Source organism: Arthrobacter sp. Bi83, from assembly GCF_918698095.1.
GTDB lineage: Bacteria > Actinomycetota > Actinomycetes > Actinomycetales > Micrococcaceae > Arthrobacter.
The window spans coordinates 49,966-62,744 of sequence record NZ_CAKKLY010000009.1 but is presented as its reverse complement, the minus strand read 5'-3'; the positions used below and the strand labels follow the sequence as shown (position 1 = coordinate 62,744).

The 12,779-nt window shown below is 62.9% G+C and carries 11 protein-coding genes; all 11 read right to left on the bottom strand.

The genetic code is table 11. The features are described 5' to 3' along the window. Positions 1 to 30 precede the first annotated feature (30 nt). The gene (locus tag LQ144_RS06680) at positions 31 to 1,143 is read right to left on the bottom strand and encodes a Gfo/Idh/MocA family oxidoreductase (protein ID WP_230117791.1); all 1,113 of its coding nucleotides are present in this window, start codon (positions 1,141 to 1,143) and stop codon (positions 31 to 33) included. Then, positions 1,140 to 2,153: an alcohol dehydrogenase catalytic domain-containing protein gene (locus LQ144_RS06675; RefSeq protein WP_230117790.1), complete on the bottom strand. Its 1,014-nt coding sequence runs from the start codon at positions 2,151 to 2,153 to the stop codon at positions 1,140 to 1,142. The genes LQ144_RS06680 and LQ144_RS06675 overlap by 4 nt, the downstream gene beginning before the upstream one ends. Before the next feature lie 124 nt (positions 2,154 to 2,277). After that, positions 2,278 to 3,372: a nitrilase-related carbon-nitrogen hydrolase gene (locus LQ144_RS06670; protein WP_230117789.1), complete on the bottom strand. Its 1,095-nt coding sequence runs from the start codon at positions 3,370 to 3,372 to the stop codon at positions 2,278 to 2,280. Between the two features lie 105 nt (positions 3,373 to 3,477). Continuing rightward, complete coding sequence (locus tag LQ144_RS06665; RefSeq protein WP_230117788.1) at positions 3,478 to 5,175, bottom strand: GMC family oxidoreductase; 1,698 nt, start codon at positions 5,173 to 5,175, stop codon at positions 3,478 to 3,480. After that, a complete protein-coding gene (locus tag LQ144_RS06660) occupies positions 5,168 to 5,704 on the bottom strand; it encodes a gluconate 2-dehydrogenase subunit 3 family protein (protein WP_230117787.1) in 537 nt (178 codons plus the stop codon). Before LQ144_RS06660 ends, LQ144_RS06665 begins: the two co-directional genes overlap by 8 nt. 10 nt (positions 5,705 to 5,714) lie before the next feature. Then, positions 5,715 to 6,827: an ABC transporter permease gene (locus LQ144_RS06655; RefSeq protein WP_230117786.1), complete on the bottom strand. Its 1,113-nt coding sequence runs from the start codon at positions 6,825 to 6,827 to the stop codon at positions 5,715 to 5,717. Between the two features lie 38 nt (positions 6,828 to 6,865). Next, entirely contained in the window at positions 6,866 to 8,410 is a 1,545-nt protein-coding gene (locus tag LQ144_RS06650; protein ID WP_230117785.1) for a sugar ABC transporter ATP-binding protein, read from the bottom strand. Between the two features lie 12 nt (positions 8,411 to 8,422). Next, on the bottom strand, positions 8,423 to 9,499 hold the full coding sequence (locus LQ144_RS06645; RefSeq protein WP_230117784.1) for a sugar ABC transporter substrate-binding protein: 1,077 nt from the start codon (positions 9,497 to 9,499) through the stop codon (positions 8,423 to 8,425). Positions 9,500 to 9,604: 105 nt separating this feature from the next. Next, entirely contained in the window at positions 9,605 to 10,576 is a 972-nt protein-coding gene (locus LQ144_RS06640; RefSeq protein WP_230117783.1) for a 1-phosphofructokinase family hexose kinase, read from the bottom strand. Then, positions 10,573 to 11,373, bottom strand: a complete 801-nt coding sequence (locus tag LQ144_RS06635; RefSeq protein WP_230117782.1) for a DeoR/GlpR family DNA-binding transcription regulator — start codon at positions 11,371 to 11,373, stop codon at positions 10,573 to 10,575. The genes LQ144_RS06640 and LQ144_RS06635 overlap by 4 nt, the downstream gene beginning before the upstream one ends. Continuing rightward, positions 11,370 to 12,779: an FGGY family carbohydrate kinase gene (locus LQ144_RS06630; RefSeq protein ID WP_230117781.1), complete on the bottom strand. Its 1,410-nt coding sequence runs from the start codon at positions 12,777 to 12,779 to the stop codon at positions 11,370 to 11,372. Before LQ144_RS06630 ends, LQ144_RS06635 begins: the two co-directional genes overlap by 4 nt.

The window sequence follows — 12,779 nt, the reverse complement described above, 5'->3', positions numbered from 1 at the left end:
TGGGTTGTATCAAGAGTCGTAGTTTTACGGTCAGGACAGAGCCTGCGCGCAGTGCTGGGCGTTTGACCAAGGTTGAAGCCTGGAGTTGGTGCCCCCTTCGGATCCAGCAGCTTCATGTATCAGAAGGGAGAGATAGTGGTCCTGGCAGCCGTCAGCAAGGGAGTATCCCTCGGAACGATTTTCTGGAAGCGTGTTCAGCAGGCAAACTGCAATGGCGATCTCTTCGTCCGAGAGCCGCGCGCCCGGGAACGGGTTGCGGTATATGACCCGGCCTCCGACGCTCAGGGTGTCCAGCTCGGCCCCTTCCAGGTTGCCGTCGATGCCGAGTTGACGGCGCACGATCGGGGCGCTGACAGGTGCGCCGTCGTCCGCCAGCCACGTGAGCTGGTCGCCCACCAGTTCGGCGTGGCTGCCGCGAACCTGGATCTGCCGCCTACGCAGTGGATTGAACCACTGTGTATCGGTGAAATCGTAGAAGCCCGTCTTGCTGCCGAAACGGAGAATGGCGAGGGTCTGGCGTTCGGTCCCAAGATTCTGGTTTTCGGGCCATCCGGTTCGGTCCGGCCCGGCCATGATGGGAACATCCTGGGCGGTTGCAAGGACACGTACGGGATCGCTGCCCGTGTCCATGAGTGCCCGGAGGATGGCAACGGCATGATAGTCATGGGTCCAGGAGACGGACGCGGAGCTAACCTCGCCGAAGGCTCCGTCTTCGATGAGGCATCGGACACCGGCAAATGTAGGCAGGTACGGGTGCTGTTCAGCTACCTGAACGAGTCCTGTGTGGCCGACGTCGTTCCACAACTCAGTCATCGAGAAAACGTCAACCGCGGGCGGGGTCTCGGTCAGGACGGGGATGCCCAGCGCGACCAGGGTCCGCAGCACGTCCAGATTGGCTTCCCGCGGAACACAGGTCACTGCAACGTCCGGCCGCAAAAGCTCGACAGCCTCATCGATGGTGCGGAAAGTCGGCAACCGCCACTGCAGCTCGATCTCCGCTCCGCCCTCGGCGGTCCGCGTGACCGCGCCCACGCAGGTGAACAGCTCCGGCAGTTGCCGGGCGATGCGGAAGTAGAAGTCGGCGCGCCAGCCGCGTCCGACGACGAGAAACCGGTGCGGTTGCACTTTGGCGTCGGTGTTCATGCGCCCGGAATCAGAACGGCCCGCGCCAGAAGGTCTCCGGACTTCAACCGCGACAGCGCGAGGTTGGCTTCACTGAGAGGAAAGTCCTCGTGCACGGAGCGTAGTTTTCCGTCGGAGGCCAGGCCCAGCACCTCGGACATCTCCCAGCGGCTGCCTAGGACGGAGCCGACCACTGTCTTTTCGTCCCCAATGTCCAGGGGCCCCACCGACTGTGCCACCCCGAGAACCACGCGTCCGCCTGGCCTGACCACGCGGATGGCATCGGCAACGGCATGATCCGATGGAGCGAAGACAATGGCAGCGTCCAGCGAGGCGTCCGGCAGCACCGGGCCGCCTTCATGCCCGGCCGGGACATACGACACTGTCGCACCCAGCTCTTCAGCCAGGCCACGGTGTGCGGCGCTCCTGGAGACGGCGTAAACGTCGGCCCCGGTGAGGGCCGCCATTTGTAGGACCATGTGACCGACGCCGCCGACGCCGAAGATGCCCACTTTCTGGCCCGGGGACAGTTGCGCTTTTTTTACTGAACCGTGTGCGGTTATGCCAGGGCACAGCAACGGGGCCGCTTCGGCGTCGGAGAGCCCGTCGGGGATCTTGTAAGCGTAGGCCGCGTTCGCCAGCATGACTTCGGCATAGCCGCCGTCCCGCGTTTCACCGGTGATCTGGCGTGCACGGCAGCGCTGCTCGTTCCCTGTCAGGCAATGAATGCACAGACCGCACGTGGACCAAATGGGCTGCACGCCGATCCGGTCGCCCACGGCCAGGTTGGTGACGCCGGGGCCGAGCTCCTTGACCCTGCCCACCACCTCATGACCCGGGATGACGGGCACGCTGGCGGGCGTGCCCGGCAGCCAGTCACCTTCGATCATATGGAGATTGGAACGGCATACCCCGCAAGCCAGTATGTCGATCGATACTTCGCCGGGGCCAGGTGTCGGTTCGGGGACTTCGACGTAGTCCAGCGGGTTGCTTTCGATGGGACCGGGGGTGCGGAGGATGGCGGCGTACATGCGGCTCGCTTTCAGGTGCTCCGGATAATTCGGAGGACGACGATGGTTAAAGGGTGTGCGGGCGCCCGGGCCCGGCGGCCCGGGCGCCCGCATTACCTGGTCACTCGATCAGGTGGATGCTCTCTTAGCGGGAGGTGCCCGACGGCGGAACCAGCAGGCCGCGTTCGATGAGCTTGTCGATGTTGCCTGCGCGGCGCTTCTCCTCGCGGGCCAGCCAGCCTTCAGTGGGTGGTGACGTCAGGTACTGGTTTTTTTCGTAGATCGGCTGCTCGTAGATGCCGGCGTACATTTCGGTGCGCAGGTCCTTGAACCAGTTGGTGACGCCGTTGGCGCTGCGTGAGCGGCGCAGGGCCTCGAGGTCGATGACAGAGCTCACGAACGAGTCGCCGCCGCTGACGCCAGCCTGCTTTACCAGCACGTTGCCCTTGTGGTCCACGATCATTGACTGGCCGCCGAACAGGTCGAACAGGCTGCCGTCGTCGTTGCGCTGCGGGCCGAGGTTCGGAGCGACGACGACGACCTGGTTGAACATGGCGTGCGCGCGGTTCTGCAGGTCCCACATGCCGGCGCCCACCTGCGGTTCGATCAGCGTGCCCCGAATGATGATCTCGGCACCGTTCATGGCCAGGCCACGAGAGGTCTCGGGGTAGGCGCCTTCGTGGCAGATGATGTAGCCGATATTGCCGATCTCGGTCCTGGCCACCGGGAAGAACGCGTCCAGCACGCTGCCGTTGCCGCGCTTTTCGACGAACTCGTCCCAGATGTCGTGCGGGTTGGTGGTGCCCAGCGCGCCCCCTTCGTAGGCGTCGGATGTGGACTTGTAGCGCTTGTAAATGACTTCACCGTTGGGATCGATGATGAACGCCACGTTGAACAGGTGGCCCGGGAAGTCCTCGTCCTTGACCAAGTACAGCTCACCGGCGATGTAGGTGTTCAGCTGGCGGGCTTTCTGGCCCAGGATGTCAGTTTCGGGTCCGGGGATCGTCATGGCGAATGCTTCGTGGGCTTCCTTGTTGCCGGCTTTGAAGTCCGGCAACATGCCCTGGATCGCCATCTCGGGCAGGACTACCAGCTTTACGGGTGCGCCGTCGGTGGCGGCGACCATGACGGCCGGGTCCATGAAATCGCAGATGCGCTTCGTGTTTTCGATCGCGTCTTCGCGCTTCTTGATCGTGTGGACGACGTTGGACAGGGCCACGATGGAATACGGGTCAACCATTGGTTTCTTCTCTTTCTTTTTCTTCACTACCGTCGGCCCGGATTCAGGCCGACTGTTCGGTTTACAGATGCTCTTGCTGCTCTGGAGAAGCATCACCCGGAGGTGCTAGACCTTCTCCAGAATTCGGTCGGCACTCAGGTACGCGAGGGCCTGCAGGGTCTGGGTGGGGTTGTAGCCGGACAGCGTGGGAAACTGTCCGCCTCCGACCACGTAAAGACCCTTGCATTCATGGGACTCGCCGTAGATGTCCACGACGGAATCCGCGGGATTTTCGCCCATGCGGTGGGTGCCCACTTCATGGGTGGAAAGGTGGTAAGCTGGCGGGTTGGCTTCGGACCAGAACTGGGTGGCGCCCATTTCGTCGGCGATGTTGCGCTTTATTTTTTCGAAGTAGTTCAGCGCCGCAACGTCGTGCTGGGACCAGTCGTGGGTGATTCGAAGCGCGGGCTGGCCGAACTTGTCTTTTACCACCGGGTCAAGGTCGCAGTAGTACCGTTTCGTCGGGAAACTCGGGATTTGGTTGTGGATGCCCATGAGTTTGCGGTAATTCTCGGAAAACCAGTCCTTGAATTCCCCGCCCCAGCGGCGCATGCCCGGTGGCAGGTTGTGTGCGGCCTCGATGGGCTGCAGGTCGCCGGGGATGCTCGTGAGGACGGATCCCCAGAGAACACCTTCGTCGTTGTCCGGCACGCCGTCGCAGTTGAGATCATCCACCACACTGGCGGCCACCAGGGGCGCCATGAACGGGTTGCTGAACTCCGGCAACACCAGCGTGCACCAGCCGAAGCTGTGGGTCATAAAGTTCTGTCCCACCTGTCCGTTGGCGTTGATGCCGGAAGCGAGCAGTAGCCGGCTGTTTTCGAGGGCGTAGCAGGCGACAACCACCAGGTCCGATTCAACGTCGTGCACCACGCCATCAGCGTCGAAGTAGGAGACGCCGGTGATGCTGCGTCCTGTCGCGTCGCGGTTCAACCGGAAGACGCGGGAGGAGGAGCGGATTTCGAGGTTGCCCGTCTGGAGCGCCATCTCCACCGAGGTGATGCGGCTGGACTGCTTGGCGTTGACGTGACACAGGAACCCATGGCAGAAGCCGCAGTATTCGCAGCCCTTCAGTGATTTGTAGTCCGTGGAGGCCACGGCCGCGGGCTGCTGGAATGGGCGATAGCCGAGTCTTTCACAGGCGGCCTTGAAACGGTCGTCGGCCGGTGCCCGGCGCAAGGGCGGCATTGGGTACTCGCGTTGGCGGTCGGATTCGAATGGGCTGCCTGCCGGATTGTGTATACCCTTGACGTTCCCGGCCTGGCCGGAGACGCCGAGTTCCCATTCGACCTTGTCGTAGTAGGGCTCCAGATCGCCGTAGCTCACCGGCCAGTCCACCATGGTGGAGTCGCCGTCCAGCGCCTCGGGCCCGAAGCGTTCCTCGATGAGTGACTTCATATGGAAGTCGGAGTCGCGGTGGCGCCAGGAGGCACCGCCCCAATGAAGCGTTCCGCCGCCGGGGCCGATCGACGGCGGCAGGTGCAGCGGTTCGCTGTTGCCGCGGACGCCGGCTGCCCACGGCAGAAGTTGGGCCTCGGTCGCTTCATTCGGCCGCCACGTCACCGGATCGGTGGACAGCTGGGGAACGAGGGAGCCCCGGGAGTAGTACTTGACCTCGTCATGCTTGAAGGTGAACTCCTCGTTGCTGTGCATCGGGCCCTTGTCCAGGGCAAGGACACGCATGCCGGCCTTGGTCAGCTGTTCGGCGATGATGCCGCCCGATGCGCCCAGGCCGACGACGATGGCCTCTGCTTTTTCAGGCATTCGCGCCCCTCAATTCGTTGCGTAGATCTTCCAGGGATTTGATGGGGATGATGGTTGAGTCGAACCCGGGCTTCATCTGTTCGGCGTTGTAGCCCCATTGCGCTCCGGGGAAGCCGACCAGCTGCCAGCCGAGTGTGTCGTGGTTTCCGCCGTACTTCGGGTCACAGAACATGCCTTGGATGGTGTGTTCCCAGACAAGCGCGAAGAAGGTTGCCAGCGGGTGGGGCACATCCGGGTGGGTAGAGGACTCAGCATTCTCAATCCGCTCCAGGAGGCTGTCCGCGGCGTCGCCGGACAATTTGGCGAACGGGGACCCGTACACGTCGTTACTGAAGGCATTGAGTGCTTGGACGCCTTCTCGGTAGCACAGGCGCAAGGCTTCGTCCTCGTCCGCAGCGGCCCGATCGATGAAGACAATCACGCGCGCATCGCGGGCACCCGCCCTGCCGTCGTCGTTCGGGAAGATACGTTCGCAGACGGCCTCGATTGTCTCGGCCTCTGCCTGCGTGAGGAACTGCCACTGGGTCACGGTTGTATCGCTACTTGGCGGCATCGATCTTCTCCTTTTCCTTTCCTTCGGACGGGAGGTCGGAACCCTTCCCGGTGTAGCGCTTCTGGAACACGAGCTTTCGTATCGCACCAGGGAGCTTGTTTCCCACCCCGCTGGTGAACAGCACTGCGAGGAGGATGACTGCACCTTTGACGATCAGCTGCGGCTGGGCCTGGATTCCAAGCAGATCCATGATGTTGAGGATCACGGCGATGATCAGGCCGCCGAGCACCGCGCTGATGGGGTCTCCCGTACCACCGAACAGTGACGCGCCGCCTACCACTACGGCCGCGATAGCGTTGAGCTCGTATCCTTCGCCGATAATTGCGCTGCCTTCCGTCAACTGGGCGGCGATCATGACGCCGCCGAGCCCTGCCAGCAGAGACGAACAGAAGTAGGCACCCACGATGTCCCGCTTGATCGGAAGACCCGAAAGCCGTGCAGCGTCGGGGTTCCCGCCGATCGCGAAAAGGCGACGTCCGTAGCGCGTCTGTGACATGGTCACGGCCAAGACGATCATGACGATCATGGCGATGACGACAGGGGCAGGCAGCGGCCCTAAATCTGCGGTAAAGGCGGACAGGAAACCCTGATCATCGATGGCCACCTGGCGCCCGGTCTGCAGGATGTACGCCACTCCACGGGCAATGCTCATCATCGCGAGTGTCACGATGAACGGGGTAATTCCTCCATAAATGATCATCAGACCGTTGAAGACGCCCACGAAGCCAGCGACCAGCAGCGCCAGCAGCAGCGCCAATGGCCAAGAGACGCCTGCCTGCAGGGCAAGCCCCACAGTGACGGAGGATAGTGCGGCTACGGCCCCGACGGAAAGATCAATGCCGCCGGTGACGATGACCAGATACTGGCCGACGGCAAGCACGGAGACAACCGATGCCGTAATGAGCACGGCTATCAGGTTCCGGGACGTCATGAAATAGGGAGAGAGAACGCTCCCCACCGCCAGCACAAGGGCTCCGACCACGAAGAGATATCCCTTGGAGCCAAGCGAGTTGGTGAATGTCCGGAGGGCATTGACGGCGGCGGACAGACCGGAGGTCTGGGGCTGAGGCGGGGTGACTGGACTGGTATTGAGGGCCACGAGTTACAACTCCATTGTTAGAACTGGTTCTTGGGTGATCAGTTGAATCGATTGAGGACGGCGGCTTCGCCGTGTTCGTCGATCTCGGCACGGTCCACGGACCCGGAGATCCGGCCACGGCTGAGGATCAGCACGCGGTCGCACATGAGCGCTTCATCGATTTCTGAGGTGATCACGATGACGCTGCCGCCGTCTTCCACGAACTGACGGATAAGCTCATAGATTTCGAGCTTTGCACCCACGTCCACGCCTCTTGTGGGTTCCACGATGATCAGCGTCTTGACGCCGCTGACCAGCCACTTGGCGAGGGCAACCTTTTGCTGATTGCCGCCGCTGAGGTTGCCGACGGGTTGCCCTACGGACGCCACTTTTATGACCAGCGCGTCCCGCATGCGGAGGGCGGCCCTGTGTTCGCTGCCCCGGTTTAGGAAGAACCCGGGCGAAAACTTCGCAAGTGAGGCCATGGTGATGTTCTCGGTCACGGACATCGTCAGCGCCAGGCCTTGGGTCTTGCGTTCCTCCGGCAACAGCCCGAGGCCGAGCCTGATCGATTCTGCGGGATCCGCTGTGTGCCGCTTCCGGCCGTTGATCTCGAAACTCTGCTGGGTCGATTTCTCGGCCCCGAACAGGGCCGCCGCCAGCTGGCTTTGACCGTTCCCGGACAGGCCGGCGACGCCCAGCACCTCCCCGCGATGGAGCGTCAAGTCGATGCCATGGAGGTCATGGCCATCCCGGAGCCCCCGGACGGCCAGGGCTACCTCTCCGGTGGTTCGGCCCACCCCCAGCCGGGGCGTCTCGCTGGAACCCAGTTGCAGTTTCGCCGACTGCTCCGTGCTTACTCCGCCCAGCATTGCTTGCAGGATCAGGTCATGGCGGCTCGCGTCGGCCTCATGGACCGCCACCCGCCTGCCATCACGAAACACGGAGATTTTGTCGCAGATCTCATACATTTCGTCGAAATGATGCGAGATGTAGATGATGGCGATGCCAAGTTTCTTCAGCTGGTTGAGGAGGTCAAACAGCTGGCGGACGTCGTGCCGGGGCAATGTAGCGGTCGGTTCGTCCAGAATCAGCACCCGGGCGTCGCCGCTGACAGCCTTGGCGATTTCCACTGCCTGCCGGTGCGCGATCGGCAGGGAACCGACGGGGGCCCGGACGTCGAGATCGAACCCGAGGCGGAGCAACTGTTCGCGTGCCTGCGACCGGACCGCCCGCCAGTCGACAGTTCCAAGCACTGTCCGGGGCAGCTCGCCGACGTAGATGTTCTCGGCTACGGACAGGTGTGGCATCAGGCTCAACTCCTGATGCACCGTCATGATCCGCGCCCGCTGGGCCGCATGTGGATTGTCGAAACTGACCGGGAGCCCGTCAAGGAGGACTGTTCCGGAGTCAGGCTTTTCCACTCCGGATAGAATCCTTACCAGCGTGGACTTCCCGGCACCGTTCTGCCCGGCAATTCCGTGGATTTCTCCAGGCATGATGTGCAGATCGATATTACTCAGGGCCTGGGTGCCGGGGTAGGCCTTGGAAACCCCGGCCACTGCGATCAGTGACCGTGAGGCAATCTCAGCGGGCGCAGTCATGATTTCTCCTGCTTATTCTTCGCCGGCGAAGGCGAGGCTGTCGGTGACGTACTTGGACGCGTCCTGTGGTGTGACAGCGAGAGCGGGGAGCACACGCGTGGCAGGTGAGCCGCTGCACTTGCCGGTCGGTTTGCCGGCCACGGCGGCGATCGCCTCATCCACGGCGTAACCCGCCTGCAGAGCCGGCTGGTTCAAGCCGTCGGCCACGACAGGTGAAGACGGGTTAGTGGACATGCTCTTGATCACGTCCATTCCGCCGTCAAATCCGGCGATGACGACCTTGGTGTTGCCTTGCTGGTCCATCAGCCCGGAGCCCTTGAGCGCTTCGGTAACGGCGGGCATGACGACGTCCGTCTGGTTGAACACGACGTCGATATCCGGGTTGCCGGCGAGGACGTTCCGCATGGCGGCCAGCGTCTTGTCCGGCAGCGCTTCGCCGTAGTTGTTAGGGATCCGCTTGGTCTTCACACCCGGGTGCTGGGCCATGTACTTCTCCCAGCCGGCCATGAAGCCCTTCTCCCGGCTCTCCGTTACGAGTTCCTGAGGGAACAACGCCTGGATGTACAGGTTGATGGTGGAGTTTTCGCCCTTCTTCGCCACGGCTGCGGCGGCTGCCTTCTCGCCCACGAGCGCTGCGGTAGCCTCGCCGTCGTCGTGAACGTTGCAGGCGACCTGCTTGGCGAGCTCTTCTGAGACCCTGTCGTTGACGACAACGACGGGGATGCCGGCAGTCTTTGCAGCTTCAATGCCGCTGGCTACGTTTCGGTCACCAACGGGTTCGATGATGATCGCCTTGGCTCCCTTGTTGATGAAGGTGCGCATCTGCTGGATCTGGGTCTGCGCGCTTCCTTGCGCATCGACCGCCTCCATGGTGTAGCCCTTGGCTTTGCCTGACTTCACGGCGCCGTCGGACATGGTACTTAGCCAGGAGTTTCCGGCGATGAAGCGCATCGAGATGCCGATCAGGCCTCTTTCGTTGGAGGACGGGGTGGCGGCTGGGGCCGACCCGCTGCATCCCGTCGCGACAATCATTGTTGCGGCGGCCAGGGAGGAGATGAGAGCGAAGCGCGTAGCGCGTTTTGTAAGCATGATGCTCCTAAAATGGGTAGGGTGTAGCCACAAATTGGTGGGGTGCAAGCCCGATGACCGACGTAAGACCACCGCCGTGGCGTAGAGATTGTTGGCCGGCAGGGACTAGCGGGGGCATTCTTCCGGCTGATACCAGTCAGTGCAAGGTTCCTTGAGGGCTCGGGTACGGTCGGGATCGTCGCTGATTTCCACATTTATCGAGACGCCCTGGCCCTGATAAAGAGTGCCCTCGTGCTGAACGGCGGCAGCCGCCCACGCCATGCCCTGCCGCAGGGCTTGGCTTCCGCTTCCGCCGCCGGCCAGGAAGCCGGCAAGCAACGCGTCGCCGGCGCCGACGGCGCTGACGACGCTATCAACCCGAGCACGACCGTAGTAGCAGCCGGAATCGTCGAGGAGGATTGCTCCGTCGGATCCCAAGCTGGCCAGGACTGCCCGTGCACCTCGTTGCCGGAGTTCTGCAGCGGCGTCGACGACGTCACCGAGATTCTCCAGCGCCCTGCCGGTGAGCTCAGCGAGCTCGCTGGCGTTGGGTTTGATGAGGTCCGGCCCGTACTGCAGCACTTTCCGCAGGGCCTCGCCCGAGGTATCGACAGCGACGCGTGCGTTCCGCACCTGTGTGCCGACTACCAGGTCTGTGTATATGGACTCGACTTCGCCGACGGGCAGTGTCCCGCAGGCGACCATCCAGTCGCCTTCGCCGACGCCGTTCAGTGCCGCGCTGACCAGAGATGCCGCTTCCGCCCGGTCGAGCGTGGGGCCGAGCTCATTGATCTTCGTCACGGTCGCGTCGGGCTCCACGAGGCTGACGTTGCTGCGGATCTCGTCCGCGATCGGTACGGCAAGGAAGGGTACACCCATGGCGGCCAGCATCGAAGTGATCTGCGTCCCGGCGAAGCCGCCTGCGGGTAGAACCGCCAGGACGTCGATCTCGTGGGCGTGCAATGCAACCGCCACATTCACGCCTTTGCCGCTCGGCTCGCTGTAGGCCCGCAGGCTGCGTACAACCTCTCCACGGGGCAGCGCTTCAACGCGCATGGTCCGGTCCAAACTGGGGTTCGGTGAAACGGTCACAATCATGCCAGCTGCACCTCGACTCCCGCCGCTCTCAGGGCCTTCAGTTCACGGCTGTCCGCGCCTTTGTCGGTAATCATGAGGTCGATATCGGCCAGATCAGCGTGCTTGCAGTTACTTACGCAGCCAAACTTGCTGTGGTCAGTCAGCAGGATTCGCTTGCGCGCGCTGGAAAGCATGATCCTCTTGACGGCTGCCTCTGCAGGGTCCGGAGTGGTCAACCCGCGATCCACGGACACTGCGTTTGCTCCTAGGAAAGCCACGTCAACGTTGATCTCATCGAGTGATCTGGCGGCCCAGTGGTCCACTTGGGCCGCCGTCAGTGGTCTTATCCGGCCACCAAAGGTGTAGACGGTCAGCAGAGGCCGGTCAAGTAGGGAGGCCGCGATGGTGAGCGTATTCGTATAAACCGTCATCTCCCGGTCGCGGGGGAATAGATCCGCCAGACGCGCAGTGGTCGAACCTGCGTCGATCAGCACTGACCCGCCCGGGGGAAGGTGTTCCAGGGCCGCCTTGGCGATCCGGGTCTTTTCTTCGGCAAAGCCAGTGCGTCTGGCAACCGCGGGTTCATAGGTCAGGCGACCGACGGGCACCGCACCCCCATGTACGCGCCGCAACAGGCCAGACTGTTCCAGGAACACCAGATCTTTTCGGACCGTTTCATTGGTTACAGCGAGGTCCTCGGCGATTCCTGTTGCGTCGACCCGTCCCTCTGTACGGAGCATGGTTAGGATGAATTCGCGGCGTTGTTCCGGATAGAGCAGCCGCTGGTCTTGACGGGAAATGTCTTCGATTTCGGTCATGAGGGCACCCTGTCTCTTGAGGCGTTGTCCGGCTCGGCGGGGGAGCCCTGCTGCGGGAAAGCCGCAACGGGAGCTTGGGCCGGCACCGGAAAGTCATGAATGTCTCCAAAGAGGCCCGCAGCCATTCCGCCAAACAGGGCCGCTCCGCGCGCTCCGGTCTCCTGGACCGAGGAGAGCCGCACCTTACCGAAGGCGCGCTCCTTGGCCTCGAGGAGTGCCGTACTGCGGGACCATCCACCAGTCACCACCATGGAGGCATGCTGACCGACCACGGCGTTCATCGCGGAGTGGACTTCGTCCGCCTGGGCTGTGACCGCGTCCATGGCGGCCATCCATACCCGGGCCGGGGTCACGTGGCCCGATATCCCTTCGAGAGTTAGCGCCGCGGGATCTTTGCCTCTGAGTCGAAGGGCGCCAGTGTGGGCGCCTGCTGCTTCCCCGTCCAGACGGCGGATGTCACGGGTGGACTGCCCGAGCATGGACAGGGTGGTCTGCAGGATCACGCCGGCTTGCGTGCCGCCCAACATCGTCCACTTGTTCGCAATAGCCGACCAGCCAACGGTGATGCCCGCCCGGGTCAGTTTCAGGACAGCGCCCGGCTCCAGACCGGGATCAATCGTTCGAACGAGGGCTTCTGCGGTGCCGCAGGAGTCCAGTACGTCTCTTGTTCCGCCGGCACCTGCGCCGACGACCGCGGCCTGATGGTCATGACCTGCGACCGTGAGCGCGGCTCCTGTTAGACGGCTCAAGCCCGCCTCGGCCGCAACGGTGCCAATATTGGTGCCGGCCGTGACCAGCTCCGGCAGGAGGGATACGTTGAGGCCCGACCACTCCAGGGCGTCGCTCCACCAGTCTCGGGTCGCCAAGTCAAGCCAGCCCGTGCGGGATGCCAAAGATTGTTCTGTGACCGCTTCGCCGCCAAGCGAAAAAGCTATCCATTCGGCGATATTCAACCGGCGCACGGCGCGGCCGGCGGCGGGGACATGGTCCAGCAACCACCGGTGTTTCGTCAGGGACCATTGGGCCCGCAAGGGCAGACCCGTCCGCCTTGCGAAATCGTCCTCCGTGACATGGTTCCTCAGGTCCGCCAGCTCCTGGCCGTCCCGGGTGTCATGCCACGCGATTATGGGAGTGAGTGGTCGGCTTTGGGCATCAACGAGGACACCCGACTCGCCCATGCTGGTAATGCCGAGCGCGACAATCCGGCCGGAGGGCGCATCCTTCAGGGCTAGTGACAGAGCCGCCTTTGCTGATTCCAACAAATCGCAAGCGGCGACCTGCACGCCGGACGGCGAGGTGTCCCACGGCGTTCGGGCACGGCCCTGAGCCAGGACCTTCCCGTTTTCACAGACAACTACTGCCTTGCTTGATGTAGTTCCGACATCCAGACCGACTGTTAGCACCAT

Coding starts and splice junctions, on each gene's coding strand:
- LQ144_RS06680 (WP_230117791.1), bottom strand. CDS start 1,143: ATGAACACCGACGCCAAAGTGCAACCGCACCGGTTTCTCGTCGTCGGA.
- LQ144_RS06635 (WP_230117782.1), bottom strand. CDS start 11,373: ATGACCGAAATCGAAGACATTTCCCGTCAAGACCAGCGGCTGCTCTAT.
- LQ144_RS06645 (WP_230117784.1), bottom strand. CDS start 9,499: ATGCTTACAAAACGCGCTACGCGCTTCGCTCTCATCTCCTCCCTGGCC.
- LQ144_RS06650 (WP_230117785.1), bottom strand. CDS start 8,410: ATGACTGCGCCCGCTGAGATTGCCTCACGGTCACTGATCGCAGTGGCC.
- LQ144_RS06640 (WP_230117783.1), bottom strand. CDS start 10,576: ATGATTGTGACCGTTTCACCGAACCCCAGTTTGGACCGGACCATGCGC.
- LQ144_RS06675 (WP_230117790.1), bottom strand. CDS start 2,153: ATGTACGCCGCCATCCTCCGCACCCCCGGTCCCATCGAAAGCAACCCG.
- LQ144_RS06630 (WP_230117781.1), bottom strand. CDS start 12,779: ATGGTGCTAACAGTCGGTCTGGATGTCGGAACTACATCAAGCAAGGCA.
- LQ144_RS06670 (WP_230117789.1), bottom strand. CDS start 3,372: ATGGTTGACCCGTATTCCATCGTGGCCCTGTCCAACGTCGTCCACACG.
- LQ144_RS06665 (WP_230117788.1), bottom strand. CDS start 5,175: ATGCCTGAAAAAGCAGAGGCCATCGTCGTCGGCCTGGGCGCATCGGGC.